Origin of the sequence: Aquincola agrisoli (assembly GCF_036621135.1) — a bacterium.
Lineage (GTDB): Bacteria > Pseudomonadota > Gammaproteobacteria > Burkholderiales > Burkholderiaceae_C > Aquincola > Aquincola agrisoli.
In genome coordinates this window covers 167,909-192,663 of the sequence record NZ_JAZIBG010000009.1, presented here as the reverse complement: position 1 = coordinate 192,663, position 24,755 = coordinate 167,909, and the positions used below count along the sequence as shown (strand labels likewise).

The following is a 24,755-nucleotide window of genomic DNA, read 5'->3' as shown; positions in this document are numbered from 1 at the left end:
AGTGCAGGTCAGGGGGTGAGCGCCGCCCCGGCGCAGGCCGCCGACACCACCGAGGCGATGGTGCGCACGTGGTTCCAGCGCCGCCATTCCCGCAGGTAGACCGGCCAGTACGCCGCGGCCTCGGGCGATGCGCTGTCCAGGCGCGCCAGGCGCTCGTTGCGTGGCACGTTGAACGCCGCCGTGACGCCGAACGAGCCCAGCAGATAGCACAGCCCGGCCACCAGCAGCAGCGCCGAGCGGCGCGTGCCCCACGGCACGAAGCCCGCGAAGACGCACAGGCCCGCGAACACCGCCGTCCCGACGAAGAGGCCGAGGAACAGCGGGTTGAGCACGACGGCGTTGATGCGCTGCATGGCCGCCACGCCTTGCGCGGCGGGGAGCTGCGACAGCGCCTTCATCACGAAGGTGGAGAACGCGAAGAACACGCCCCCCACGAGGCCCGCGCCCAGGGCGACCAGCAGGGGCAGCGTCGTCAGCATGGGATGGCGGCTCCTCGAGGATGGTTGAGCGCCATCCTATATGCGGCCGCGACGTGCGGCCTCACAGGCGCGTGTAGGTCAGCAGCCTTCCCTTGTAGGCCGCCTCGGTGGCCGAGGCGGGGCGGTCGAGCTTCTCCTCCGCCATGTCGAAGCCCTGCGCCGCCATCTCGCGGTTGAAGGCGGGCCGGTTGCCGCGGTTGGGGTCGACGATCCACACCTGCGCCGCCGGCGCCGCATGCAGGTCGATGAAGGCGGCCAGCGCGGCGCCGGTGCCGCGCTCGTAGAGCAGGTCGCTGCCGATCAGCAGGTCGAACAGGCCGCTCACCGCCTGCAGCACCGGCAGGCCCTCGCGCACCGGCTGCGGCAGGCTCCAGTGGCCGTAGCGGTACTTCATCGGCAGCAGGCCGTTGAGCCGCAGGTTCTCCGCGAGGAAGCCGCCCGCCAGCGGATGGCAGTCGCTGGCCGTCACGTCCGCGCCGCGGCGGTGGCTCACCAGGCTGGCGAGGCCGAGGCCGCAGCCGATCTCGAGGATGCGCTCCGACGCGCGCACCGGGCGCGTGGCCATGCGGGCGGCGAGCTGCGCCCCCGACGGCCACAGCAACCCGAAGAGCGGCCATGCCGCGGACGAGATGCCGATGCTTTCAGCATCGCCGAAGGGGTCGCTGAACTGCTGGCGATCGAGCAGCGAGCGGATGACGAGGTCATCCACGCCGGCCACCTCGACGCATTCTTGCTTGGTTTCATAGCCGGGCATCGCAGCGCATGCGAAGCCGGCATCCAAGAGGCTTCGGTCGGGGAAGGAAGGGCGCGAGTATGCGCCCTTCCCGTGCCGGCCCTACCTGGCGGCGATCACCGCCTCGACGATGGCGCGTGGCGCCTCGGCGTAGTGCTTGAACTCCATCGTGTACGTGGCGCGGCCCTGCGTGAGCGAGCGCAGCGTGGTCGAGTAGCCGAACATCTCCGACAGCGGCACCTCGGCCTTCACCAGCTTGCCGCCGCCGCCGGGCATGTCGTCCATGCCCTGCACCATGCCGCGCCGCGACGAGAGGTCGCCCATCACGTTGCCCATGAAGTCCTCGGGCGTCTCCACCTCCACGGCCATCATCGGCTCGAGCAGCACCGGCTTGGCGCGCCGCATCGCCTCCTTGAAGGCCATGGAGCCCGCCATGCGGAAGGCGTTCTCGTTCGAGTCGACGTCGTGGTACGAGCCGAAGGTGAGCGTGACCTTCACGTCCACCACCGGGTAGCCGGCCAGCACGCCGGCCTTCAGCGTCTCCTGCACGCCCTTGTCCACAGCCGGGATGTACTCCCGCGGGATGACGCCGCCCTTGATCGCGTCGACGAACTCGTAGCCCTTGCCCGGCGCCTGTGGCTCCAGCGTGATGACGGCGTGGCCGTACTGGCCGCGCCCGCCCGACTGCTTGACGAACTTGCCTTCCACGTCGGCTGCGGTCTGGCGGATCGTCTCGCGGTACGCCACCTGCGGCTTGCCCACGTTGGCTTCCACGCCGAACTCGCGCTTCATGCGGTCGACCAGGATCTCCAGGTGCAGCTCGCCCATGCCGGCGATGATGGTCTGGCCACTTTCCTCGTCGGTGCGCACGCGGAAGCTCGGGTCTTCCTGCGCCAGGCGGTTCAGCGCCACGCCCATCTTCTCCTGGTCGACCTTGGTCTTGGGCTCCACGGCCTGGCTGATCACCGGCTCGGGGAACACCATGCGCTCGAGGATGATGACCTTCTCGGGGTCGCACAGCGTGTCGCCCGTGGTCGCGTCCTTCAGGCCCACGGCCGCGGCGATGTCGCCGGCGCGCACTTCCTTGATCTCCTCGCGCTGGTTGGCGTGCATCTGCAGGATGCGGCCCAGCCGCTCCTTCTTGCCCTTGACCGGGTTGAAGACGGAGTCGCCCGCCTTCACCACGCCCGAATAGACGCGGAAGAAGATGAGCTGGCCGACGTACGGGTCGGTCATGATCTTGAAGGCCAGCGCGGAGAACGGCTCGTCGTCGGCCGGATGCCGCTCGGCCTGGCCGTCGTCCTCGGTGTGGCCCAGGATCGCGGGCACGTCGGCCGGCGAAGGCAGGTAGTCGATCACCGCGTCGAGCATGGCCTGCACGCCTTTGTTCTTGAACGCGCTGCCGCACAGCATGGGCACGATCTCGCCGGCGATGGTGCGCTGGCGGATCGCCTGCTTGATCTCGTCCTCGCTCAGTGCCTCGCCGCCCAGGTACTTGCCGAGCAGGGCTTCGCTGGCCTCGGCCGCGGCCTCGACCATCTTGTCGCGCCACTCCTGGGCCGTGGCCTGCAGCTCGGCGGGGATGTCGCGGTACTCGAAGCGCACGCCCTGGCCGGCCTCGTCCCAGTAGATGGCCTTCATCTTCACCAGGTCGACGACGCCCTGGAAGTGGTCTTCCGCGCCGACCGGGATCTGCACGGGCACGGCCACGCCCTTCAGGCGCTCGCCGATCTGCCGCTGCACGCGGAAGAAGTCGGCGCCGGTGCGGTCCATCTTGTTGACGAAGGCCATGCGCGGCACCTTGTATTTGTTGGCCTGGCGCCAGACGGTCTCGGACTGCGGCTGCACGCCGCCCACCGAGTCGTAGACCATCACCGCGCCGTCGAGCACGCGCATGCTGCGCTCCACCTCGATGGTGAAGTCGACGTGCCCGGGCGTGTCGATGATGTTGATGCGGTGCTCGGGGTAGTTGCCGGCCATGCCCTTCCAGAACGCCGTGGTGGCCGCGGAAGTGATGGTGATGCCGCGCTCCTGCTCCTGCTCCATCCAGTCCATCGTCGCGGCGCCGTCGTGCACCTCGCCGATCTTGTGGTTCACGCCGGTGTAGAACAGGATGCGCTCGGTCGTCGTCGTCTTGCCGGCGTCGATGTGGGCGCTGATGCCGATGTTGCGGTAGCGCTCGATGGGAGTCTTGCGGGACATGGTGGTCTTTCTGCAGGCCGCACCGTGCAGGGGTTGGGGTGCGGCGGTCCGAGAAGCGGCCCGGGTGCAGCGGTGCACCCGGCCGGCGCGTCATGGCTTGCGCAAAGCGCCCGAAGCCGGGCGGCACCAAACGCCAAAGCGTGCGCGCAAGCCGCCGCCCGCCTTGGCGGCTTGAATCGTGGCGATCAGCTTGTCATAGGTGCGCATGAGGTTTCTCGGCAGCCCAACCGATGTGGGGGCTGCAGGAAGCTTGCCAAGGGCGTGCGCAGCTTAGCGCGCTGTGCAATGGTCTGTTGCGCGGCAAGGCCTTGACCGGCCCGCCGGCGGGTCACCGCGCCCCGAAGCTTGCGTTTTCGAACAGATGCTTCAACGCGCGCGGCTGCGAGCGCCAGTACTGCGGTGGTGCCTTCACCTGTGCGCCCAGCTTCGCGGCGGCGTGCCAGGGCCAGCGCGGGTCGTACAGCATCGCGCGGGCCAGCGAGACGGCGTCCGCCTGCCCGGCGGCGACGATGGCCTCGGCCTGCTCGGGCTCGGTGATCAGGCCCACGGCGACCGTCGTGATGCCGGTCTCGGCCTTCACCTGCTGCGCCAGCGGCACCTGGTAGCCGGGGCCGAGCGGGATCGCCTGCTGCGGCGATACGCCGCCGCTGGACACGTGCATGGCCGCGCAGCCGCGGGCCTTCAGCGCTTCGGCGAAAGCGACGGTGCTGTCGATGTCCCAGCCGCCCGGCACCCAGTCGGTGCCCGAGACGCGCACCCAGACCGGCCGGTCGGCCGGGAAGGCGGCGCGCACCGCGTCGAACACCTCCAGCGGAAAGCGCATGCGGTTGGCCAGGCTGCCGCCGTAGTCGTCGGTGCGCTGGTTGGCGATCGGCGAGAGGAACTGGTGCAGCAGGTAGCCGTGGGCGGCGTGGATCTCGATGCCGTCGATGCCCAGCCGCGCCGCGCGGCGGGCCGCCTCGGCAAAGGCCTCGCGGGTGCGCGCGAGGCCGGCGGCGTCCAGCGCGATCGGCGGCACTTCGTCCGGCGCGTGCGGCAGCGCCGAAGGGGCCACGGCCTGCCAGCCCTGCGGCTCGCCGGGGCGGATCTGCGAGCCGCCGTCCCACGGCGCGCGGCTCGATGCCTTGCGGCCCGCGTGGCCGAGCTGGATCGCCACCTTGATCGGCGAATGCGCCCGGGCCGCGCGCAGCACGCCGGCCAGGCCCTCCTCGTTGGCGTCGCTGTACAGGCCCAGGTCGGCGGGCGAGATGCGGCCTTCGGCCAGCACCGCCGTGGCTTCCAGGATCAGCAGGCCCGCGCCCGACAGCGCCAGCGTGCCCAGGTGCACGGTGTGCCAGTCGCCGGGCGTGCCGTCGGTGGCCGAGTATTGGCACATCGGCGCCACGATGATGCGGTTGTCCAGCCGCAGGGGGCCGAGGTGCAGGGGCTCGAAAAGCAAACTCATGAAGTGGCCTTGCAAGGGGGAAGGGCGGCGCGCGGGGTCGGCACGCCGGGGGTGGCGGGAGAAAGCGTGGGGGAAGCCGGCGACCGGCTGGCGGCGGTATGCACGAGCAGCGCCGTCACCACCATCGCGATGCCGAGCAGCTCGGCCGCGGTGGGCGGCTTGCCCAGCGCCACGCTCATCAGCAGCGCCGACACCGGCACGAAGTTGAGGAACGCGGTGGCCGTGACCGCGCCGAGTCGGCGCACGCCGTGGTTGAAGGCCAGCACCGCGACGGCGGACGACAGCACCCCGGCGAACAGCAGCCCGTGCCACGAGCTCTGCAGCCCTTCGGCGCCGGGCGCGGCGGACAGCCCCACCGCGGTGGCGGCCAGCGTGCCCAGCAGCAGCAGCGGCCACGAGGCCAGCACCGTCAGCGCGGTGTACTCGACGACGTCGAGTTCCGGCATGCGCGCCGCGCCGCGGGTGTAGGCGATCCACCCCAGCGTGCCGGCCAGCGCGAGTGCATCGCCTAGCAGGTAGCCGGTGTTGAACGCGTCGCCCGACGAGAAGACGCCGGCCACCGTGGCCACGCCCGCCAGCGCCAGCACGGCGGTGAGCACGGCGGTGCGGGTGGGCCGCACGCCGTCGAGCGCCCAGCGCAGCAACTGCGTGGTCATCGGCACCGTGGCCATGATGACGGCGCCGTGCGAGGGCGCGGAATGCGACAGCCCTTCGAGCAGCATCACGCTGAAGACGCCGAAGCCCGCCACGCCGCGCCACGCGAGCGGGCCGGCATGCCGGCGCAGGCGTTGCCAAGGCGCCGCGCCGCGCGGCAGCAGCAGCATGGCGAACAGCAGGGCCGACAGGGTGTAGCGCACGAGCGTGAACCAGAACGGGTCGACGTGCTGGAGCACGTCCTTGCCGACCAGGAACATCGCGCCCCAGCTCGAGGTGGCGAGCAGCAGCGAGGCGATGCCGAGCGAGCGGGGCGAAAGCGGTGCGGTGGTGGCGTTCATGTGGGGCGATCCGGGACGCATTGGACCGTGGAAGCATCGTTGCTGCAGCGCGGCATGGCCATTCGCTTCTTTGGAGCCGGGTCTCAGCTTTTGCGAACGGACGGATGGCGCACGCGCGCACAGAATGCGCAGCCATGGAGCTCTACCAGCTGAAGACCTTCGTCGCGATCGCCCAGGAAGGCAGCCTCACGCGGGCCGCCGAGCGGGTGTTCACCAGCGCGCCGGCCGTCAGCGCACAGCTCAAGGCGCTGGAAGACGAGCTGGGCGTCAAGCTCTTCGAGCGCACGCCGCGCGGCATGTCGCTCACGCAGCCGGGCGAAGGCCTGCTGGCCGAGGCGCAGCGCACGCTGGAGGCCGCCGCGCGCATGCGCTCGACCGCCGAGCAGATCCGCGGCATGGCGCAGGGCGTGGTGCGCTTCGGCACCGTGGCCGACCCGACCACGCTGCGGCTGGGCGACGCGCTGGTGAAGCTGGCCGAGCGCCACCCGCAGGTGACGCTGCAGCTGAGCCAGGGCCTGTCGTACGAAACCATGCAGGCCGTGCAGCGCGGCGAGCTGGACTGCGCCTTCGCGCTGAGCGACAGCGAGGAGGCCGAGGGCCTGTCGCTGCACCGGCTGGGCCGCGTGGAGCTGGCCGTGGCGGTGCCGCGGCGCATGGCCGAGGCCCACCCGGACCTGTCGCTGGCGCAGGTGGCCAGCCTGCCGTGGGTCGGCACGCCGCCGTCCTGCATCCTGCGGGCGCACGTGGACCAGCTCTTCGCGGCGGCCGGCCGCGAGTTCCGCCAGGGCGCCACGTCGGACAGCGAGACCACCACGCGCAGCATGGTGGCCAGCGGCATCGGCGCGGGGCTGCTGCGGCGCGCCCATGCCGAGCAGGCCGAGCGCAACGGCGAGCTGGCCATCTGGCCCGGCTGGCGCTCGCACACCTGGGTGTGCTGGGTGTCGCCGGCCGGCCGCCAGCCGCCGGCGGTGGCCGCGGTGCGCGAGGCGGTGCTGGAATCCTGGGCCTAAAGTGTCGGCCGGGCTGCCGGCACGGCTGGCACCGAATTCGCTAGCGCTCGAGACAAGTGGCGATTGCCGGGAGGAGACACGGTGGCCAAGATTCCGCAAGGCGTAGGTCCGCGCCTGCCGCAGGTGGTGGTGCTGGTGGGTGCCACCGGCGACCTGGCGCGGCGCAAGCTGCTGCCCGGGCTGTTCCACCTGGCCAGCGCGGGCTTCATCCCCGGCTGCCGGATCATCGGCGTCTCGCTCGATGACCTGGACGCAGACGGCTTCCGCCAGGTGGCGCGCGGCGCGCTCGACGAGTTCGGCGCGCGCAAGGTGAGCGCCGAGGCCTGGGAGGCCTTCGCCGCGTCGCTCGACTACGTGCCGCTGTCGGGCGGCGCGCCGGCGCTGAAGGCCGCGGTGGAGCGGGCCGAGCAGTCGCTGGGCACCGAGAGCCAGCGCCTGCACTACCTGAGCGTGCCGCCCAACGCGGCGCTGCCGGTGGTGCGCATGCTGGGCGAGGCGGGGCTGGTGGCGCGTTCACGCATCGTGATGGAGAAGCCCTTCGGCACCGACCTGGCCAGCGCCGTGTCGCTGAACGCCCGGCTGCACGAGGTGTTCGCCGAGGAGCAGATCTTCCGCATCGACCACTTCCTGGGCAAGGAGCCGGCGCAGAACATCCTCGCTTTCCGCTTCGCCAACGGGCTGTTCGAGCCGATCTGGAACCGCAACTTCATCGATCACGTGCAGATCGACGTGCCGGAGACGCTGGGCCTGGGCAAGCGCGCGGGCTTCTACGAGCAGACCGGCGCCTACCGCGACATGGTGGTGACGCACCTGTTCCAGATCCTCGCCTTCATGGCGATGGAGCCGCCCACCGCGCTGGAGCCGCAGCCCATCAGCGAGGAGAAGAACAAGGTCTTCCGCAGCATGCTGCCGATCAACCCGGGCGACGTGGTGCGCGGCCAGTACAGCGGCTACCGCAGCGAGGAAGGCGTCGACCCCGAGAGCGACACCGAGACCTTCATCGCGCTGAAGTGCCACATCGACAACTGGCGCTGGGCCGGCGTGCCCTTCTACCTGCGCACCGGCAAGCGCCTGGCCGAGGGCCAGCGCATCATCTCCATCGCGTTCCGCGAGCCGCCGAAGAGCATGTTCCCGCCCAACTCGGGCGTGGGCTCGCAGGGCCCCGACCACCTGACCTTCGACCTGGCCGACGCCTCGAAGATGTCGCTCTCTTTCTACGGCAAGCGTCCCGGCCCCGGCATGCGGCTCGACAAGCTGAGCCTGCAGTTCGCGATGCGCGACACCGGCCTGATCGGCGACGTGCTCGAAGCCTACGAGCGCCTGATCCTCGACGCGATGCGCGGCGACCGCACCCTCTTCACCACCGCCGAAGGCATCGAGCGGCTGTGGCAGGTGTCGACGCCGCTGCTCGAATCACCGCCGCCGGTGCGCTTGTACGCCCAGGGCTCGTGGGGGCCGAAGCCGGTGCACCAGCTCATCGCGCCGCACGCGTGGCGGCTGCCGTTCGAGCGCGTGTGGCGGGATCCGAACGCGATGGGGAGCTGACCGCCTGCTGCAGGCCGTGTCCGCGGCGGTCAGGCCCTCGGCCGCACGGCGGCTCCCGCCTCGGCGGCGATCTCGTACGAGCGCAGCCGCGCGGCATGGTCGTACATCCCGCTGGCGACGATGACCTCGTCGACCCCGGTGCGGTCGACGAAGGCCTGCATGCCGGCCTGCACCGATTCGCGCGTACCGATGGCGGTGCACGAGAGCACCGAGTCGAGCAGCGCGTTTTCCGCGGGGCCGATGCGGTCGCGGTAGCCCGCGACCGGCGGCGGCAGGCGGCCGGGCCGGCCGCTGCGCAGGTTGACGAAGGACTGCTGCCACGAGCTGGCCAGCAGGTGGGCCTCGGCCTCGTCGTCGGCGGCGAACACGTTGAAGCCGGCCATCACGTAGGGCTTGTCCAGGAAGGCCGAGGGCTTGAACGTCTCGCGGTAGATGCCGATCGCCGCGATGAGCTGCTGCGGCGCGAAGTGCGATGCGAAGGCATAGGGCAGGCCCAGGTGGGCGGCGAGCTGCGCGCCGAAGGTGCTGCTGCCGAGGATCCACACCGGCACCTGCGTGCCCTGGCCCGGCACGGCCAGCACGGCCTGCCGCGGCGATTCGCTCATGAAGTCGATCAGTTCGACCACGTCCTGCGGGAACTGGTCGGCGTCGGACTGCAGGTCGCGCCGCAGTGCGCGGGCGGTGCGCTGGTCGGAGCCCGGCGCGCGGCCGAGGCCCAGGTCGATGCGGCCGGGGTACAGCGATTCGAGCGTGCCGAACTGTTCGGCGATGACCAGCGGCGAATGGTTGGGCAGCATCACGCCGCCGGCGCCGATGCGGATCGTCGACGTGCCCGCGCCGATGAAGGCCAGCAGCGTCGAGGTGGCCGCGCTGGCGATGCCGGGCATGCCGTGGTGCTCGGCGAGCCAGTAGCGCCGGTAGCCGAGCTTCTCGCCGTGCTGCGCGAGCGACAGCGAATTGCGGAAGGACTGGCCCGCGCTGCCGCCTTCGCAGATCGGCGACAGGTCGAGGATGGAGAGGGTGACAGCGGAGGACGAGGAAGGCGTGGCGGATGGCATGTCCGCATGATCCGCCGAAAGCAAAGAACGCAGCTGCGGCAGGGCGATCGCGCCGGGGCGCGGCTCAGCGCCGCCGGCCGCGCAGGCTCATCGGCCGCTGGCCGATGGCACGGAGCCGGCCTGCGCTTCGGCACCCGCCGCATCCTCGATGGCCATGTGCAGGCGCGCCACCGCCTCCTTCTCGCCCTTGATCGCGTAGGTGTCGTGGCCGCATTGCGGGCAGTGCGCCTCGAAGGCCGCGTCGATGCCCGGCAGCTCGGCGACGTCGACGGCATTGATGTCGGTCAGCTCCGTCTGGCAGTTGTTGCAGATGATGTGCTTCGGGCGCAGCGACAGCTGCTTCTCGATGGCGGCCTGCTTGCGCTGCTCCGGCGTGCCGCGGAGTTTGGCTTGTCCCATGGGCGACGGCTGTGTGGAGGGTTGATGTGGCGGCCTGGCCATGCCTCAGCCAAGCCTGTTGGCCGCGAGCGTACATGCATTCGTGGTTTGCGATTCGTCGACCGGTTGATCGCCAGACGCAAGCGGCGGCGGAGCCTTGGTTTCTGATTCTCCGAAATCGACCGCCGCCGCTGGTACAGGCTCTACGGCGTTTCTGGAGTTCCGAAACAAGGTCGGCGCTGCATCAGCACCGCGTGGTCAGCCCACCGGCACGTCGAACAGGCTCGTCGCCTCCAGCTCCAGCACCTGAACACCGTGCTGGTTCAGCAGCGACCAGCGCCAGCGCAGGATGCACAGGTTCGGCCGGCTCCCCGAACGCCGCGATTCCAGCACCTCGGCCCTCAGCCGCAGCACATCGCCCGGGCGCACCGGCGCCGGCCACTTCACGTACTGCAGACCGGGCGACGCGAACGATTCGGAGCCGGCCAGCGCGGCATCGGCCACCAGGCGCATCGCGATGCCGCAGGTGTGCCAGCCGCTGGCGATCAGGCCCTCGAAGGGGCCGCGGGCGGCGGCCTCGGGGTCGGTGTGGAACCACTGCGGATCGTAGGCGCGTGCGAACTGCAGCACCTCGGCCTCGGTGACCTCGTAGGGCCCGGCCTCGATGACCTGGCCGGGGTGGAAGTCGGCGAACCTCAAGTCGTCTCCAGGTGAAGGATCAGTAGGTCTCCAGGTGGAGACGGCCCTCCGCCTTCAGCATCGGCCCGAGGGTGTCCCACGCCAGCCCGGCCTGCTGCGCGACGTCGCGCAGCGCCAGCACCACGCCTTCTTCCATGCTCTTCAGGCCGCAGACGTAGATGTGCGTGTGGCCGTCCTTCAGCAGCTCGGCCAGGTCGGCGCTGCGCTCCCGGATCAGGTCCTGCACGTAGCGCTTGGGCTGTTCGGGCTGGCGCGAGAAGGCGAGGTTGATGTCGATGAAGTCCTTCGGCAGGTTCTGCAGCGGGCCGAAGTAAGGCAGCTCCTGCGGCGTGCGCGCGCCGAAGAACAGCATCAGCTTGCCGCCCTCGAACTTGCCCGTCTTGCGCAGGCGGCGGCGCCATTCGGTCATCGCGCGCATCGGCGCGCTGCCGGTGCCGGTGCAGATCATCACGATGTTCGAGCGCGGGTGGTTCGGCATCAGGAAGCTGTTGCCGAACGGGCCCACCACCTGCACCTTGTCGCCCACCTTCAGGTCGCACACGTAGTTCGACGCCACGCCGCGCACCGGGCGGCCCTGGTGGTCCTCGGTCACGCGCTTCACGGTGAGCGCGAGGTTGTTGTAGCCGGGCCGCTCGCCGTTGCGCGGGCTGGCCACCGAGTACTGGCGCGCGAAGTGCGCCTTGCCGTTGGCATCGACGCCCGGCGGCACGATGCCGATCGACTGGCCTTCGAGCACCGGGAAGGGCATGCCGCCGAAGTCGAGCACGATGTGGTGCGTCTCGCTGGCGAAGCCGCTCTCGGTGCAGTTGAAGTTCCCGACCACGGTGGCGGTGGTCGGCTTCTTCGGCGGATAGAGGTTGGTGTAGGCGTGCGCGGCCGACCACGGCGGCACGGTCGCGCCGTAGGCGGCCGAGTTGAACGGGGCGTTGATCGCCGAAGCGGCGGTCTCCACCACCGGCACGGGCTCGGCGGCCTGCGCCTCGTCGCCCACGCCGGCCTCGGCCAGTTGCTCGGGGGTCAGCTCGGCCGGGAGTTCGTCCCAGGTGAGCTGCTCCTCGATGCTGTAGGCGCGGGCGCGCGGCATCGTGCGCCAGTTGTCGATCGAGCCCGTGGGGCACGGCGAGATGCAGGCCATGCAGCCGTTGCACACGTCGGCCTTGACCACGTAGTTGCGGTCATCGTGCGTGATGGCGTCGACCGGGCACGTCGCCTCGCAGGTGTTGCAGCGGATGCAGATCTCGGGGTCGATCAGGTGCTGCTGGATGACGGCGACGTTGGTGGCCATGTCCATCTCAATCTCCGGTCAGGCGAATCGCACGTACTCGAAATCCACCGGCTGGCGGTTGATGCCCATCACCGGCGGGGTGATCCAGTTGGCGAACTTGCCGGGCTCCACGACGCGGCCCATCAGCGAAGCCACGAAGGCGCGGTCGTCGGGGGTCGGCAGCCATTCGGCCTTCTTGGCCTCCCATTCGACCTCGCCCACCACGCGGCCGTCGGGCGACATCCTGATGCCGGCCAGTGCGCCGATCTGGCGGTTGAACGCCTTGTGCGGCACCTGCAGGCGGAACGGGATGCCGGCCTTCTCGATGACCTTGTTCCAGCGGTTCACGCCGGCCACCGAGTCCTTGATGAAGTCGTCGCGCAGCACTTCGTTCAGCGCGTTGAGCATCGGCACTTCCTTCTCGACGAGCTGGCCGTTCTGCACTTCCAGCACCTTGTAGGTCTGGCCCTTCAGCACGTGGTCGTCGTCGCGCTTGCCTTCCTCGTAGCGGCCCTTCAGGCCCGAGCTGTAGAAGATGGCGGCGTTGCTCGACTGGTCGGCCCCGAAGAGGTCGATCGTCACCGAGTAGTGGAAGTTCAGGTAGCGCTGGATCGTCGGCAGGTCGATCGCGCCGGCCGCGCGGATCTTGTTGACGTCGTCGGTCTTCAGCTCGTTCATCACCTGGCAGGTGCGCGCGATGACGCGGCTCACGCCGCTCTCGCCCACGAACATGTGGTGGGCTTCTTCCGTCAGCATGAACTTGGTGGTGCGCGCCAGCGGATCGAACGCGCTTTCCGACAGCGCGGCGAGCTGGAACTTGCCGTCGCGGTCGGTGAAGTACGTGAACATGAAGAAGCTCAGCCAGTCGGGCGTCTTCTCGTTGAACGCGCCCAGGATGCGCGGGTTGTTCTCGTCGCCCGAGGTGCGCTGCAGCAGCGCGTCGGCTTCTTCGCGGCCGTCGCGGCCGAAGTGCTTCTGGAGCAGGTAGACCATCGCCCACAGGTGGCGGCCTTCTTCCACGTTGATCTGGAAGAGGTTGCGCAGGTCGTACATGCTGGGCGCGGTCAGGCCCAGGTGGCGCTGCTGCTCCACCGACGCGGGCTCGGTGTCGCCCTGCGTCACGATGATGCGGCGCAGGTTGGCGCGGTGTTCGCCGGGCACGTCCTGCCAGGCCTTCTCGCCCTTGTGGTCGCCGAAGTGGATCTCGCGGTTGGCGTCGCCCGGGTTCAGGAAGATGCCCCAGCGGTAGTCGCGCATCTTCACGTGGCCGAACTGGGCCCAGCCCTGCGGGTCGACGCTGACCGCGGTGCGCAGGTACACGTCGTAGTTGGTGGAGCCCTCGGGGCCGACGTCGTCCCACCAGTTGATGAAGTTCGGCTGCCAGCCCTCGAGCGCGCGCTGCAGCGTGCGGTCTTCGCTCAGGTTGACGTTGTTGGGGATCTTCTCGCTGTAGTTGATCGTGCTCATGTCCGGTTCCTCGTGCTGATCGTCGTAAGGCGCGTGGTGGGGCGTGGCTCTGGGCTAGACACGGTTCAAGTCGAAGGCGGCCTTGTCGCCCTTGCCGTAGACCTTCAGCGCGCCCTTCTCGCCGACGGCGTTGGGGCGGTTGAAGATCCAGTTCTGCCAGGCGCTCAAGCGGCCGAACACGCGGGTGACCATGTTTTCCTTGCTGCAGAAGCGCAGGTTGGCTTCCAGGCCGGTGAGGGCGTCGGGCGACATGGCGGCGCGTTCCTCGATGGCGATGCGGATCTCGTCGGCCCAATCGATGTCGTCGGGCGCGGCGGTCACCAGGCCCAGCTTCAGCGCCTCGTCGGCGTCGAGCGCGCGGCCCGCCGCAGCGCCGGCGGCATCGAGCGGCCCGCTTTCGTCGTAGAAGCGGCGCTGCAGGCGGCTCTGGTCGGTGACCAGCGGCAGCAGGCCGAAGTTGAACTCGTCGAGCGTGATGCGGGGCGCCTGGTCCGGGTCGTCCGGCAGCGCGAGCATGTAGGCGCGGTCGGCGGCGAAGGCCAGCTCGGCCAGCATGCCGGCGAAGCACGAGCCGCTCTCGATCAGGGCGAACAGCGAGCGCGACGACACGTCGAGGCGGGCGAAGGTGCGGCGCAGCAGGCCGATGGTCTCGCGCACCAGCCAGTGCTCGCGGTTCGCGAGCATCGTCGCGTCGGCGGCCAGCACCGCGGCGGCGTCGCCTTCGGTCTTCAGCAGCCAGGTGCCGATGTCGAGTTCGTTGGTGCGCAGCGAGAGGATGGCGTCGTCGAGCTGGCGGCCCATCGCGAGGGGCCACCAGGCGGCGCCCGCGGCCTCGATGCCGGCGATGTCGGTCGGCTGGGCGCCCGCGGGGGCCTTCACCGTCAGCGTGGCGGTGCGGCGGGTGCGGTCGATCTCGACCGCCACGTGCTCGTAGCGCAGGCTGTCGGCGCTCTCTTCGCGCTCGATGCGCGGCAGCGCGATGCCCTTGGCAGCGGTGGCCCGGCCGCCGGCATCGCCCAGCTTGGCGGCACGTTCCTGCACCACGGCGCCGAACTGCGCGGGCTTGGCCACCGCGTCGACCAGGCGCCATTCGACGGCACGCTGTCCGCGCACGCCTTCGACGCTGGTGCAGAAGATGTCGGCCAGGTCGTGGCGCACCTTGCGCTTGTCGGTCACGCGGGTCAGGCCGCCGGTGCCGGGCAGCACGCCCAGCAGCGGCACTTCGGGCAGCGAGACGGCGGAGGATCGGTCGTCCACCAGCACGATGTCGTCGCAGGCCAGCGCCAGCTCGTAGCCGCCGCCGGCGCAGGCGCCGTTCACCGCGGCCAGGAACTTCAGGCCTTCGTGCTTCGACGAGTCTTCGATGCCGTTGCGGGTCTCGTTGGTGAACTTGCAGAAGTTCACCTTCCAGGCGTGGGTCGACAGGCCCAGCATGAAGATGTTGGCGCCCGAGCAGAAGATGCGGTCCTTGGCGCTGGTGACGATCACCGTCTTCACCTCGGGGTGCTCGAAGCGCACGCGGTTGAGCGCGTCGTGCAGCTCGATGTCGACGCCCAGGTCGTAGCTGTTGAGCTTGAGCTTGTAGCCGGGGCGGATGCCACCGTCCTCGGCGATGTCGAGCGACAGGCGCGCAATGGCGCCGTCGGTGCTGAGCGACCAGTGCTTGTACTGCGCTGGTTCGATGCGGTAGTCCACGCGGGGCTGGGCGGCAGTGTTTGAGGTCGGGTCGCTCATGCAGGTCTCCTTGGAGCGGTGCGAAGCAAAGTGCTTCTTCAGGATTCGATGAAATGCATGATAGTGCCTGTATTGGGGCGAGTCAAGGCGTGTTGGTGTGCAGTAAAGTGCATGCAAACCCGAACTTGGTCGAACGGCGCGAGAAAGGCCGCGCTCAGGCCGGCAGGGCGAGCACCTCGCGCGCCATCCCCCGCAGCGCGGCGAAGCTCTGGCCGAGCGACTGGCCGCTGGTGTCGAGCTTGAGGTCAGCCTTGGAATAAAAAGCGGCCCGGCCGCCGAGGATGCGGCGCAGGTCTTCCATCGCTTCCTTGCTGGCGGCCATCGGGCGCAGGTCGCCCTGTTCCGCCACGCGGGCCATGTGCTCCTCGGGCGATGCCTGCAGCCAGATGGTGGTGCAGTGCGCCAGCAGCAGGTTGAAGGTGGCGGGGTCGGAGACGATGCCGCCCGGCGTGGCGATCACCACGTCGGCGTAGATCTGCACGGTTTCCTCCAGCGCCCGGCGCTCGTAGCGGCGGTACGCGGCGGTGCCGTACAGGTCGTGAATCTCGCGGATGCTGCAGCCCGCCACTTTCTCGATCTCGCGGCTCAACTCGATGAAGGGCAGGTCGAGGTCGTCGGCCAGCATCTGGCCGAGCGTCGATTTGCCGGCGCCACGCAGCCCGATCAGGGCGATCCTGCCGCCGCGCGCCGCGTCGCCGCCCGGCTGGCCCAGCAGTTCGGTGAGCGCGATGCGCGCGCGGCGCAGTTCGGCTTCGCTGCGGTGCTCCAGCATCTCGCGGATCAACAGCCACTCGGGCGAACTGGTGGTCACGTCGCCCAGCAGCTCGGCCAAAGAGCACTGCAGCGCCAGCGCCACCTGCTGCAGCACCAGGATCGACGCGTTGCCGATGCCGTATTCCAGGTTGGCGAAGTGGCGCTCCGAGACATCCGCCGCCATCGCCGCCTGCTTGCGGGTGAGCCCCCGCCGCGCACGCAGCGTGCGCACACGCTCACCCAGTGCCAGCAGCAGTGGGTTCTTGCCTTCCTCCGCTGCCGCGTCGCCGGTGTCGGTCGCGGCGCCCTCGGGTCGCACTTCAGCCCTGTCGTTCATGTTGTGGAGTGGTTGGGGGCTAGGGGTAATCACCAGAACTGCACTATATTGCTTGACGCTGCATGGTCGGGTCGCTATCTTCACGCCACAGGCAAGATACTTCATTGCCTCGAGTGCATCAAGCGAGAACAGCAGCCGGGAGCCCGCCAGCATGTCGCAAGCCCTATTTCACCAACTGATCGCCGACGTGGCCGCGCAGGTGGCCGGCCGGCCGCTCGACGGCGAACTGGACCGCTGGCTGAACGCCGAGATGGGCCCCGACACCCCCGTGTACCGCGGCCTCCGCCAGGCCTGCATCGACGGCGTGGCCGAAGGCTGGATGTGCGACCGTGAAGGCGGCGGCATCCGCTACGGCCGCGTGTTCAAGGCGGCTGACGACCTGCACCGCTTCTCCGTCGACGTGGTCGAGATGCAGGACATCGCCGGCCCGCACCATGTGCACCCGCAGGGCGAGATCGACCTGATCATGCCGCTGGAAGGCGATGCCCGCTTCGACGGCCGCCCGGCCGGTTGGTGCGTCTACCCCCCCGGCAGCGCCCACCGCCCCACGGTGAGCGGCGGCCGCGCGCTCGTGCTCTACCTGCTGCCCGAAGGGCAGATCGAGTTCACCCGGGCCGGCGCTTGAACGCCCCCTTCGAGGACCGCCACGTGACTGAATTGCTCTCCAACCACCTCGCGGGTCGCTGGCAGGCCGGCCGCGGCCATGGCTCGCCGCTGTTCGATCCCGTGCTGGGCCACGAACTGGTGCGCGTCGATGCCGAGGGCCTCGACCTGGCCGAGGGCTTCGCCTTCGCCCGCGACACCGGCGGCGCCGCGCTGCGCGCGATGCGCTACGGCGAACGCGCCGCGATGCTGTCGGCCGCCCTCAAGGTCATGCAGGGCCGGCGCGCGCACTATGAAGAGATCGCGATCGCCAACTCGGGCACGGTGAAGAACGACACCGCGGTCGACGTGGACGGCGGGCTCTTCACGTTGGGGCAGTACGCCAAGTGGGGCGCCGCGCTGGGCGATGCGCGCTTCCTGCGCGACGGCGACGCGGTGCGGCTCGGCAAGGAGCCCCTCTTCCAGTCGCAGCACCTGCAGGTGCCCACGCGCGGCGTGGCGCTCTTCATCAACGCCTTCAACTTCCCCTCGTGGGGCCTGTGGGAGAAGGCGGCGCCGGCGTTGCTGTCGGGCGTGCCGGTGATCGTGAAGCCCGCCACCGCCACCGCCTGGCTTACGCAGCAGATGGTGAAGGACGTGATCGATGCGGGCGTGCTGCCGCCGGGCGCGCTCAGCATCGTCTGCGGCAGCGCCAAGGGCCTGCTCGACCAGCTCCGGCCGTTCGACGTGCTCTCGTTCACCGGCTCGGCGGCCACCGCCGCGGTGATCCGCTCGCACCCCGCGGTGGCCGAGCGCTCGGTGCGCGTGAACATCGAGGCCGACAGCCTGAACTCCGCACTGCTGCTGCCCGATGCCGAGCCTGGCAGCCCGGCGTTCGACCTGCTGGTGCGCGAGGTGGTGCGCGAGATGACGGTGAAGTCGGGCCAGAAGTGCACCGCCATCCGCCGCATCTTCGTGCCCGAGGCGCTGTACGGCGCGGCGGCCGAGGCCCTCGGCGCCAGGCTGGCCAAGACCACCGTCGGCAACCCACGCAACGAGACGGTGCGCATGGGCGCGCTGGTGAACCGCGAGCAGTTCGACAACGTGAAGGCCGGCATCGCGCAATTGCGCGAACAGGCCGACGTGCTGCACGACGGCAGCGCCGCACCGCTGGTTGATGCCGACCCGGCCGTGGCCGCCTGCCTGGGACCGGTGCTGCTGGGCACCGGCCGCCGCGACGTCGACGGCGCCGCAGCGGTGCACGACGTGGAAGTGTTCGGCCCCGTCGCCACGCTGGTGCCCTACCGCAGCCTGGCGCAGGCGCATGCGCTGGTGCAGCGCGGCCAGGGCTCGCTGGTGTCGTCGCTGTACGGCGACGACGCGCAGGCCTTGGCCGCGACGGCCGTGGAACTGGCCGCCTGCAACGGCCGCGTGCACGTGGTCACCCCCGACGTGGCCCAGGCCCACACCGGCCACGGCAACGTGATGCCCCATTCGCTGCACGGCGGCCCCGGCCGCGCGGGCGGCGGCGAGGAACTGGGCGGCCTGCGCGCGCTGAACTTCTACCACCGGCGCGCCGCGGTGCAGGCGAGCGAAGCCGTGCTGGCCAAGATATGACCCACCCCCGTAGCGCCTGCGGCGCTCCCCCTCCAGGGGGCGCCACCAGCGGACCGGCGAAGCCGGATCCGCGGTGGCCGCTGGGTCTTCGGCGCATGCCGGGGTCAGCGAGCAAAGAGGTGGACATGCCTGTGCGAGGAGATATGAGATGACGTTGCCCAGTACCTTCAACTTCGCGCAGCACCTGCTCGACCTGAACGCCGGGCGTTCGGGCAAGACGGTCTACATCGACGACCACGGCGCGCTCACCTACGGCCAGTTCGACGAGCGGGTGCGCCGCCTGTCGGCCGCGCTGCAGGCGCTCGGCCTGCGCCGCGAGGAGCGTGTGCTGCTGCTGATGCACGACGTGAACCACTGGCCGGTGAGCTTCCTCGGTGCGATGCACGCCGGCGTGGTCCCGGTGGCCGTCAACACGTTGCTCACGCCCGACGACTACGCCTACATGCTGGCCAACAGCCGCGCGCAGGCGGCGCTGGTGTCGGGCGCGCTGCTGTCCACGCTGCAGGCCGCGATGGAGAAGGCGCCGAACGAGCTGCGGCACCTCATCGTCTCGCACCCCACCGGCGAGCTTCCGGCCGGCGCGCAGGCGTTCGATGCGCTGCTGGCCGCCCATGCGCCGGCCGTGGCACCGGCACCCACCAGCCCCGACGATCCCGGCTTCTGGCTCTTCTCGTCGGGCTCCACCGGCAAGCCCAAGGGCACTGTGCACACGCACGGCAATCCCTACTGGACGGCCGAGCTGTACGGCAAGCCGGTGCTCGGCCTGACGGAAGACGACGTGTGCTTCTCGGCCGCCAAGCTGTACTTCGCGTACGGCCTGGGCAATGCGCTCACCTTCCCGCTCAGCGTGGGCGCGAGCGTGGTGCTGATGGCCGAGCGGCCGACGCCGGCCGCCACCTTCCGCCGCTGGCAGGGTGCCAGCGAAGCGCAGGCCGGCCTCAAGCCGACCGTGTTCTTCGGCGCGCCCACGGGCTTTGCCGGCATGCTGGCCTCGCCCGACCTGCCGGCGAAGGACGCGGTGGCCCTGCGCATGTGCTCCTCGGCGGGTGAGGCGCTGCCGGCCGAGATCGGCCAGCGCTTCAAGGCGCACTTCGGCGCCGAGATCATCGACGGCATCGGCTCCACCGAGATGCTGCACATCTTCATCTCCAACCGGCCGGGCGACATCCGCTACGGCACCACCGGCCGGCCGGTGGAAGGCTACGAGATCGAGCTGCGCGACGAGGCCGGCCAGCCGGTGCCGGTCGGCGAGGTGGGCGACCTCTACATCAAGGGCCCCAGTTCGGCGCTGATGTACTGGGCCAACCGGGAGAAGAGCCGCGAGACCTTCCAGGGCGGCTGGACCAAGAGCGGCGACAAGTACAGCCGCGACGCCGACGGCTACTACACCTATGCCGGCCGCAGCGACGACATGCTCAAGGTCAGCGGCATCTACGTCTCGCCGTTCGAGGTCGAGGCCACGCTGATGCAGCACCCCGCGGTGCTGGAGAGCGCGGTCATCGGCAAGGAGGACGACGAGGGCCTCACCAAGACCAAGGCCTTCGTGGTGCTCAAGCCCGGCGCGGCCGCCACCGACGCCGAGCTGAAGGCCTTCGTGAAGGAGCGGCTCGCCCCCTACAAGTACCCGCGTTTCATCGAGTTCGTCGACGAGCTGCCCAAGACCGCCACCGGCAAGATCCAGCGCTTCCGGCTGCGCGAGCGCGAGAAGCAGGCATGAGCGGTACGGCGTTCGTCACCATCCACTGGCGCGGCCAGCCCGTGCGCATCGAGCATGCCTGGCTGCGGGCGCAGGACAGCGCGGCACCGCTGGTCGTGTTCCTGCACGAAGGGCTCGGTTCGGTGTCGATGTGGAAGGACTTCCCGCAGCGCTTCTGCGAGGAGCTGGGCGTGCGCGGGCTCGTGTTCTCGCGCCCCGGCTACGGCCGCTCCACGCCGCGCGCGGCCGACGAGCGCTGGGCGCCCGACTTCATGCACCGGCAGGCCGACGAGGTGCTGCCGGCGCTGTTCGATGCGCTGGAGATCGACACGCCCTGGCTCTTCGGCCACAGCGACGGCGGCTCGATCGCGCTGCTGTACGCCGCGCGCCACGCGGTGGCCGGCGCCATGGTGCTGGCGCCCCACCTCTTCGTCGAAGCGCTGTCGGTCACCAGCATCGAAGGCGCGAAGCAGGCCTACCTCACCACCGACCTGAAGCAGCGCCTGGCGCGTTACCACGACGACCCGGATTCGGCGTTCTGGGGCTGGAACGGCATCTGGCTCGACCCCGCGTTCCGCAGCTGGAACATCGAGGCCGAGGTGGCGCGCATCGAGGCGCCGCTGCTCGCCGTGCAGGGGCTCGACGACGAATACGGCACGCTCGAACAGATCCGTACCATCCAGCGGCTGCGCCCGGGCACGCAGCTGCTGGAGCTTCCCGCGTGCGGCCACTCGCCGCATCGCGACCAGCCGGTGGCGGTGATCGCTGCCGCCCAGGCCTTCATCCGCACCAACCACACCACAAGGGGACCACGATGATCCGATCGACCGCATTCGCTGCCTCGGCACTCGCCGCCGCGCTGGCCCTGGCCTCTCCGCTCGCGATGGCGCAAGGCGCCAAGCTCAAGGTCGGGCTGATGCTGCCCTACAGCGGCACCTTCACCGCGCTCGGGGTGGCGATCGAGAACGGCTTCAAGCTCTACGTCGACGAACAGGGCGGCAAGATCGGCGGCCGCGAGATCGAGTTCTTCAAGGTCGACGACGAATCCGACCCCGCCAAGGCCACCGACAACGTCAACAAGCTCATCAAGCGCGACAACGTCGACGTGATCGTCGGCACCGTGCACTCGGGCGTGGCGATGGCCATGGCGCGCGCGGCCAAAGAAAGCGGCACCCTGCTGATCGTGCCCAACGCCGGCTCCGATGCGGTGACGGGCCCGATGTGCGCACCGAACATCTTCCGCAGCTCGTTCTCGAACTGGCAGTCTTCCTACGGCATGGGCACCGTCGCTGCCAAGCAGGAGAAGAAGAAGACCGCGATGACCATCACCTGGAAATACGCGGCCGGCGAGGAGATGACCAACGCCTTCAAGGAAGGCTTCGAGAAGGAGGGCGGCAAGGTCTCGAAGCAGATCACGCTGCCGTTCCCGAACGTGGAGTTCCAGGCGCTGCTGACCGAGATCGCCGCGGCCAAGCCCGATGCGGTGTTCGCGTTCTTCGCCGGTGGCGGCGCGGTGAAGTTCGTCAAGGACTATGCCGCGGCCGGCCTGAACAAGACCATCCCGCTGTACGGCCCGGGCTTCCTCACCGACGGCACGCTGGAGGCGCAGGGCGACGCGGCGCAGGGCCTGCTGACCACGCTGCACTACGCCGACGGCCTGAACACGCCGAAGGACAACGCCTTCCGACTGGCCTATGCCAAGTCGTTCAAGATCCAGCCCGACGTGTACGCGGTGCAGGGCTACGACGCGGCGCAGATCCTGGCCACGGGCCTGAACGCGGTGAAGGGCGACGTGAGCAAGAAGGCCGAGTTCGCGGCGGCGGTGGAGAAGGCGAAGTTCGACAGCCCGCGCGGCGTGTTCACGATGTCCAAGTCGCACAACCCGATCCAGGACATCTACCTGCGCAAGGTCGACGGCAAGGAGAACAAGGTGGTCGGCATCGCTTCCAAGCAGCTGTCCGACCCCGCCCGCGGCTGCAGGAACTGAGCCCACTCGCGGCTGAGAGCGTGACATGGACATCGCGACCTTCCTGGTCCAGTGCCTGAACTCGGTTCAGTACGGGCTGCTGCTGTTCCTGCTGGCGTCGGGGCTGACGCTGATCTTCGGGATCATGGGCGTCATCAACCTGGCCCACGGCAGCTTCTACATGCTGGGCGCCTACATGGCGTTTGCGCTGAGCCCGCTGTTCGGCGACCAGTTCCTGGTGATGCTGGCGGTAGGCGTGGCGCTGGCGGCGGTGTTCGGCTACCTGCTGGAGTGGGCGTTCTACAGCTACCTGTACCAGCGTGAACATCTTCAGCAGGTGCTGATGACCTACGCGCTGATCCTGGTGTTCGAGGAGCTGCGTTCCATCCTGGTGGGCAACGATGTGCACGGCGTCAAGGTGCCGCCGTGGCTGGAAGGCAGCTTCGCGCTCGGCGACGTGATGAGCTACCCGTGGTATCGGCTCTTCGCCTCGGGCGCCTGCATCGTGCTGGCGGTGGCGCTGTACTGGGTGGTCAACCGCACCAAGCTCGGCATGATGATCCGCGCCGGCGCCAGCAACCGCGACATGGTGCGGGGCCTGGGCATCGACATCCAGCGCCTGTACCGCATCGTGTTCGCGGCCGGCGTGGCGCTGGCCGCGCTGGCCGGCATGATCGCGGCGCCCATGTCGAGCGTGTACCCGGGCATGGGCGGCAGCGTGCTGATCATCTGCTTCGTGGTGGTGGTGATCGGCGGCATCGGCTCGATCACCGGCGCGCTCGTCGCCTCGCTGCTGGTGGGCTTCGTCGACACCTTCGGCAAGGTGTTCTTCGCCGAACTCAGCGGCATGGGCATCTACGTGCTGATGGCCATCGTGCTGATCTGGCGCCCCGAAGGCCTGATGGGCCGCAAGGCCTGAGCGGGGGAGAAGGCATGACCACGTCCCTGCAAGCCCCGCTGCCGTTGAAAAAGCCCTCCCAAGGCCCCTCCATGCAAGCGTCGAACCTCAAGTCGATGGCGGTGCCGCTGCTGGTGGTGGCCGCGCTCGGCGCACTCGCCCCCACCCTCAGCCCCTACCTCACCGACCTGGTGCTGAAGGTGATGATCCTCGCGATCTTCGCGCTCAGCCTGGAGCTCGTCGTCGGCATGACCGGCCTGGTGAGCCTGGGCCATGCGGCGTTCTACGGCATCGGCGCCTACGTGACGGTGCTCGGCTCGGGCGACAGCGGCGGCTCCATCGCCGTGCTGCTGCCGCTGGCCATGCTGGGCGCCGCGGGCTACGCGCTCTTCGTCGGCGCCCTGGGCCTGCGCACCAAGGGCGTGTACTTCATCATGGTGACGCTGGCCTTCGCGCAGATGGCGTACTTCGTGTTCCACGACACGAGCCTCGGCGGCGGCAGCGACGGCATCTACCTTTACGTGCGCCCGTCGGTCGGCCCCATCGACCTGGAGAACCGGCTCACGCTCTTCTACGTGGCGCTGGCCGGCCTGGCCGGCACCTACGGGCTGCTGGCGCTGATCCGCCGTTCGCGTTTTGGCGCGGCGCTGGCGGGCATCCGCGTCAACGAGCAGCGCATGCGCGCCACCGGCTTCCCGACCTACGGCTACAAGCTCGCGGCCTTCGTCATCGCCGGTGCGCTGGCCGGTCTGGCGGGCTTTCTCGTGGCGTCGCGCGACGGCGTCGTGAACCCCGAGATGCTGTCGTGGCACGTGTCGGGCGACGTGCTGTTGATGATCATCCTCGGCGGCCTGGGCCACCTGCGCGGCGCTGTGATCGGCGCGGTGGCGTTCACGCTGCTGAAGGAACTGTTCTCCACCCACGCGCTGGTCGGGCCGCTCGCCGACCACTGGCAGCTCTCGCTGGGCATCACCATCATCGTGTTCGTCGCGCTGCTGCCCAAGGGCCTGATCGGCTTGATGGAGCGCCTGTCACCGAAGGGGAATGCCTGATGAGCGCCGTGATGCCGATGCTCCGTGTCGAAGCCCTCACGCGCCGCTTCGGCGGGCTGGTGGCGGTGGGCAACGTCGCGCTCGACCTGCACGTGGGCGAGGTGCATGCCGTGATCGGCACCAACGGCGCCGGCAAGTCGACGCTGATCAACATGCTGTCGGGCGAGATCGCGGCGTCGTCCGGCCGCATCCACTTCGACGGGCAGGACATCACCGGCTGGTCGCAGCCGCGCCGTGCGCTGGCCGGTGTGGGGCGCAGCTACCAGCGCACGACGATCTTCCCGGAGTTCACCGTGCACGAGAACTGCCGCCTCGCCGCGCAGGCCGCGCACGCGAAGCCCTGGGCGCTGTGGCAGGCGTCGGCCGCGTGCGAACGCAGCAACGCGGCGGCCCACGCGGCGCTCGAAGCCGCCGGCCTGGCCGACGAGGCCTTGCGCATCGCAGGCACGATGAGCCACGGCGGCAAGCGCCAGCTCGAAGTGGCGATGTGCTTGGCCACGTCACCCCGCGTGCTGCTGCTCGACGAGCCGCTGGCCGGCATGGGCGCGGAAGAAACCGACCGCATGCTCTCGCTGCTGCAGCGCCTGAAGGCATCGCACGCGGTGCTGCTCGTGGAGCACGACATGGACGCGGTGTTCCGCATCGCCGACCGCATCACGGTGATGGTCAACGGCAGCGTGATCGCGACCGGCGAACCGGGCTACATCCGCACGCACCCCGAGGTATTGACGGCGTACCTCGGCGACCACGAAGCGGCGCATTGAGATGGACCGTTGCCTTGGCTTGCTGGTGAGGCGGGCGGGCGCGGCAGGCGGTGCCCGCTGGGGGCTCATGCCGGGGTGGTCG

General features: G+C 69.8%; 22 protein-coding genes. 10 read left to right on the top strand and 12 right to left on the bottom strand.

Features of this window, described 5'->3' with window-relative positions:
• Nucleotides 1-8 precede the first annotated feature (8 nt).
• From V4F39_RS02775 to V4F39_RS02755, 5 genes are all read right to left on the bottom strand, one after another.
• The gene (locus V4F39_RS02775; protein ID WP_332287712.1) at nucleotides 9-479 is read right to left on the bottom strand and encodes an anthrone oxygenase family protein; all 471 of its coding nucleotides are present in this window, start codon (nucleotides 477-479) and stop codon (nucleotides 9-11) included.
• Between the two features lie 61 nt (nucleotides 480-540).
• A complete protein-coding gene (locus V4F39_RS02770; protein WP_332287711.1) occupies nucleotides 541-1,233 on the bottom strand; it encodes a class I SAM-dependent methyltransferase in 693 nt (230 codons plus the stop codon).
• Nucleotides 1,234-1,314: 81 nt separating this feature from the next.
• Nucleotides 1,315-3,414 carry an elongation factor G gene (fusA, locus tag V4F39_RS02765; protein WP_332287710.1) on the bottom strand — a complete coding sequence of 700 codons (2,100 nt, stop codon included), beginning with the start codon at nucleotides 3,412-3,414 and terminating at the stop codon, nucleotides 1,315-1,317.
• Between the two features lie 328 nt (nucleotides 3,415-3,742).
• Nucleotides 3,743-4,858 (bottom strand): NADH:flavin oxidoreductase/NADH oxidase, encoded by a 1,116-nt coding sequence (locus V4F39_RS02760; RefSeq protein WP_332287709.1) that lies wholly within the window; start codon nucleotides 4,856-4,858, stop codon nucleotides 3,743-3,745.
• The gene (locus V4F39_RS02755) at nucleotides 4,855-5,853 is read right to left on the bottom strand and encodes a DMT family transporter (protein WP_332287708.1); all 999 of its coding nucleotides are present in this window, start codon (nucleotides 5,851-5,853) and stop codon (nucleotides 4,855-4,857) included. Before V4F39_RS02755 ends, V4F39_RS02760 begins: the two co-directional genes overlap by 4 nt.
• A gap of 134 nt (nucleotides 5,854-5,987) precedes the next feature.
• Here V4F39_RS02755 and V4F39_RS02750 point away from each other — a divergent pair, with 134 nt between their 5' ends.
• Both V4F39_RS02750 and zwf read left to right on the top strand, forming a co-directional pair.
• Nucleotides 5,988-6,863: a LysR family transcriptional regulator gene (locus V4F39_RS02750; protein WP_332287707.1), complete on the top strand. Its 876-nt coding sequence runs from the start codon at nucleotides 5,988-5,990 to the stop codon at nucleotides 6,861-6,863.
• Nucleotides 6,864-6,944: 81 nt separating this feature from the next.
• The gene (zwf, locus tag V4F39_RS02745; protein WP_332287706.1) at nucleotides 6,945-8,408 is read left to right on the top strand and encodes a glucose-6-phosphate dehydrogenase; all 1,464 of its coding nucleotides are present in this window, start codon (nucleotides 6,945-6,947) and stop codon (nucleotides 8,406-8,408) included.
• Between the two features lie 29 nt (nucleotides 8,409-8,437).
• On the opposite strand, the gene V4F39_RS02740 is transcribed toward zwf, so the two are convergent.
• The 7 genes from V4F39_RS02740 to V4F39_RS02710 all read right to left on the bottom strand — a co-directional run bounded on the left by V4F39_RS02740 (nucleotide 8,438) and on the right by V4F39_RS02710 (nucleotide 16,098).
• The gene (locus V4F39_RS02740) at nucleotides 8,438-9,466 is read right to left on the bottom strand and encodes an LLM class flavin-dependent oxidoreductase (protein ID WP_332287705.1); all 1,029 of its coding nucleotides are present in this window, start codon (nucleotides 9,464-9,466) and stop codon (nucleotides 8,438-8,440) included.
• A gap of 87 nt (nucleotides 9,467-9,553) precedes the next feature.
• Entirely contained in the window at nucleotides 9,554-9,865 is a 312-nt protein-coding gene (locus tag V4F39_RS02735) for a hypothetical protein (protein ID WP_332287704.1), read from the bottom strand.
• A 237-nt stretch (nucleotides 9,866-10,102) separates the two neighbouring features.
• A complete protein-coding gene (locus tag V4F39_RS02730) occupies nucleotides 10,103-10,543 on the bottom strand; it encodes a MaoC family dehydratase (protein ID WP_332287703.1) in 441 nt (146 codons plus the stop codon).
• Between the two features lie 19 nt (nucleotides 10,544-10,562).
• Nucleotides 10,563-11,834, bottom strand: a complete 1,272-nt coding sequence (gene boxA / locus V4F39_RS02725) for a benzoyl-CoA 2,3-epoxidase subunit BoxA (protein ID WP_332287702.1) — start codon at nucleotides 11,832-11,834, stop codon at nucleotides 10,563-10,565.
• Between the two features lie 12 nt (nucleotides 11,835-11,846).
• Complete coding sequence (gene boxB / locus V4F39_RS02720) at nucleotides 11,847-13,274, bottom strand: benzoyl-CoA 2,3-epoxidase subunit BoxB (RefSeq protein ID WP_332287701.1); 1,428 nt, start codon at nucleotides 13,272-13,274, stop codon at nucleotides 11,847-11,849.
• A 54-nt stretch (nucleotides 13,275-13,328) separates the two neighbouring features.
• The gene (boxC, locus tag V4F39_RS02715) at nucleotides 13,329-15,008 is read right to left on the bottom strand and encodes a 2,3-epoxybenzoyl-CoA dihydrolase (protein ID WP_332287700.1); all 1,680 of its coding nucleotides are present in this window, start codon (nucleotides 15,006-15,008) and stop codon (nucleotides 13,329-13,331) included.
• A 154-nt stretch (nucleotides 15,009-15,162) separates the two neighbouring features.
• The gene (locus tag V4F39_RS02710; protein WP_332287699.1) at nucleotides 15,163-16,098 is read right to left on the bottom strand and encodes a helix-turn-helix transcriptional regulator; all 936 of its coding nucleotides are present in this window, start codon (nucleotides 16,096-16,098) and stop codon (nucleotides 15,163-15,165) included.
• Between the two features lie 151 nt (nucleotides 16,099-16,249).
• On the opposite strand from V4F39_RS02710, the gene V4F39_RS02705 reads away from it, so the two are divergent.
• The 8 genes from V4F39_RS02705 (at nucleotide 16,250) to V4F39_RS02670 (ending at nucleotide 24,673) form a co-directional block, all read left to right on the top strand.
• Entirely contained in the window at nucleotides 16,250-16,723 is a 474-nt protein-coding gene (locus V4F39_RS02705) for a DUF4863 family protein (RefSeq protein WP_332287698.1), read from the top strand.
• Nucleotides 16,724-16,746: 23 nt separating this feature from the next.
• A complete protein-coding gene (locus V4F39_RS02700; protein WP_332287697.1) occupies nucleotides 16,747-18,297 on the top strand; it encodes a 3,4-dehydroadipyl-CoA semialdehyde dehydrogenase in 1,551 nt (516 codons plus the stop codon).
• A 148-nt stretch (nucleotides 18,298-18,445) separates the two neighbouring features.
• A complete protein-coding gene (locus V4F39_RS02695) occupies nucleotides 18,446-20,014 on the top strand; it encodes a benzoate-CoA ligase family protein (protein WP_332287696.1) in 1,569 nt (522 codons plus the stop codon).
• Nucleotides 20,011-20,811: an alpha/beta fold hydrolase gene (locus V4F39_RS02690; protein WP_332287695.1), complete on the top strand. Its 801-nt coding sequence runs from the start codon at nucleotides 20,011-20,013 to the stop codon at nucleotides 20,809-20,811. Before V4F39_RS02695 ends, V4F39_RS02690 begins: the two co-directional genes overlap by 4 nt.
• Nucleotides 20,808-21,980 carry an ABC transporter substrate-binding protein gene (locus V4F39_RS02685; RefSeq protein ID WP_332287694.1) on the top strand — a complete coding sequence of 391 codons (1,173 nt, stop codon included), beginning with the start codon at nucleotides 20,808-20,810 and terminating at the stop codon, nucleotides 21,978-21,980. Before V4F39_RS02690 ends, V4F39_RS02685 begins: the two co-directional genes overlap by 4 nt.
• Nucleotides 21,981-22,005: 25 nt before the next feature.
• Nucleotides 22,006-22,878: a branched-chain amino acid ABC transporter permease gene (locus V4F39_RS02680; RefSeq protein ID WP_332287693.1), complete on the top strand. Its 873-nt coding sequence runs from the start codon at nucleotides 22,006-22,008 to the stop codon at nucleotides 22,876-22,878.
• Between the two features lie 71 nt (nucleotides 22,879-22,949).
• Complete coding sequence (locus tag V4F39_RS02675) at nucleotides 22,950-23,909, top strand: branched-chain amino acid ABC transporter permease (protein WP_332287692.1); 960 nt, start codon at nucleotides 22,950-22,952, stop codon at nucleotides 23,907-23,909.
• A gap of 11 nt (nucleotides 23,910-23,920) precedes the next feature.
• On the top strand, nucleotides 23,921-24,673 hold the full coding sequence (locus V4F39_RS02670) for an ABC transporter ATP-binding protein (protein WP_332287691.1): 753 nt from the start codon (nucleotides 23,921-23,923) through the stop codon (nucleotides 24,671-24,673).
• Nucleotides 24,674-24,755: the final 82 nt, after the last annotated feature.

Coding starts and splice junctions, on each gene's coding strand:
- V4F39_RS02680 (WP_332287693.1), top strand. CDS start 22,006: ATGGACATCGCGACCTTCCTGGTCCAGTGCCTGAACTCGGTTCAGTAC.
- boxC (WP_332287700.1), bottom strand. CDS start 15,008: ATGAGCGACCCGACCTCAAACACTGCCGCCCAGCCCCGCGTGGACTAC.
- V4F39_RS02775 (WP_332287712.1), bottom strand. CDS start 479: ATGCTGACGACGCTGCCCCTGCTGGTCGCCCTGGGCGCGGGCCTCGTG.
- fusA (WP_332287710.1), bottom strand. CDS start 3,414: ATGTCCCGCAAGACTCCCATCGAGCGCTACCGCAACATCGGCATCAGC.
- V4F39_RS02690 (WP_332287695.1), top strand. CDS start 20,011: ATGAGCGGTACGGCGTTCGTCACCATCCACTGGCGCGGCCAGCCCGTG.
- V4F39_RS02695 (WP_332287696.1), top strand. CDS start 18,446: ATGACGTTGCCCAGTACCTTCAACTTCGCGCAGCACCTGCTCGACCTG.
- V4F39_RS02685 (WP_332287694.1), top strand. CDS start 20,808: ATGATCCGATCGACCGCATTCGCTGCCTCGGCACTCGCCGCCGCGCTG.
- boxB (WP_332287701.1), bottom strand. CDS start 13,274: ATGAGCACGATCAACTACAGCGAGAAGATCCCCAACAACGTCAACCTG.
- V4F39_RS02675 (WP_332287692.1), top strand. CDS start 22,950: ATGCAAGCGTCGAACCTCAAGTCGATGGCGGTGCCGCTGCTGGTGGTG.
- V4F39_RS02735 (WP_332287704.1), bottom strand. CDS start 9,865: ATGGGACAAGCCAAACTCCGCGGCACGCCGGAGCAGCGCAAGCAGGCC.
- V4F39_RS02750 (WP_332287707.1), top strand. CDS start 5,988: ATGGAGCTCTACCAGCTGAAGACCTTCGTCGCGATCGCCCAGGAAGGC.
- V4F39_RS02755 (WP_332287708.1), bottom strand. CDS start 5,853: ATGAACGCCACCACCGCACCGCTTTCGCCCCGCTCGCTCGGCATCGCC.
- V4F39_RS02670 (WP_332287691.1), top strand. CDS start 23,921: ATGCCGATGCTCCGTGTCGAAGCCCTCACGCGCCGCTTCGGCGGGCTG.
- boxA (WP_332287702.1), bottom strand. CDS start 11,834: ATGGACATGGCCACCAACGTCGCCGTCATCCAGCAGCACCTGATCGAC.
- V4F39_RS02760 (WP_332287709.1), bottom strand. CDS start 4,858: ATGAGTTTGCTTTTCGAGCCCCTGCACCTCGGCCCCCTGCGGCTGGAC.
- V4F39_RS02705 (WP_332287698.1), top strand. CDS start 16,250: ATGTCGCAAGCCCTATTTCACCAACTGATCGCCGACGTGGCCGCGCAG.
- V4F39_RS02770 (WP_332287711.1), bottom strand. CDS start 1,233: ATGCCCGGCTATGAAACCAAGCAAGAATGCGTCGAGGTGGCCGGCGTG.
- V4F39_RS02710 (WP_332287699.1), bottom strand. CDS start 16,098: ATGAACGACAGGGCTGAAGTGCGACCCGAGGGCGCCGCGACCGACACC.
- V4F39_RS02740 (WP_332287705.1), bottom strand. CDS start 9,466: ATGCCATCCGCCACGCCTTCCTCGTCCTCCGCTGTCACCCTCTCCATC.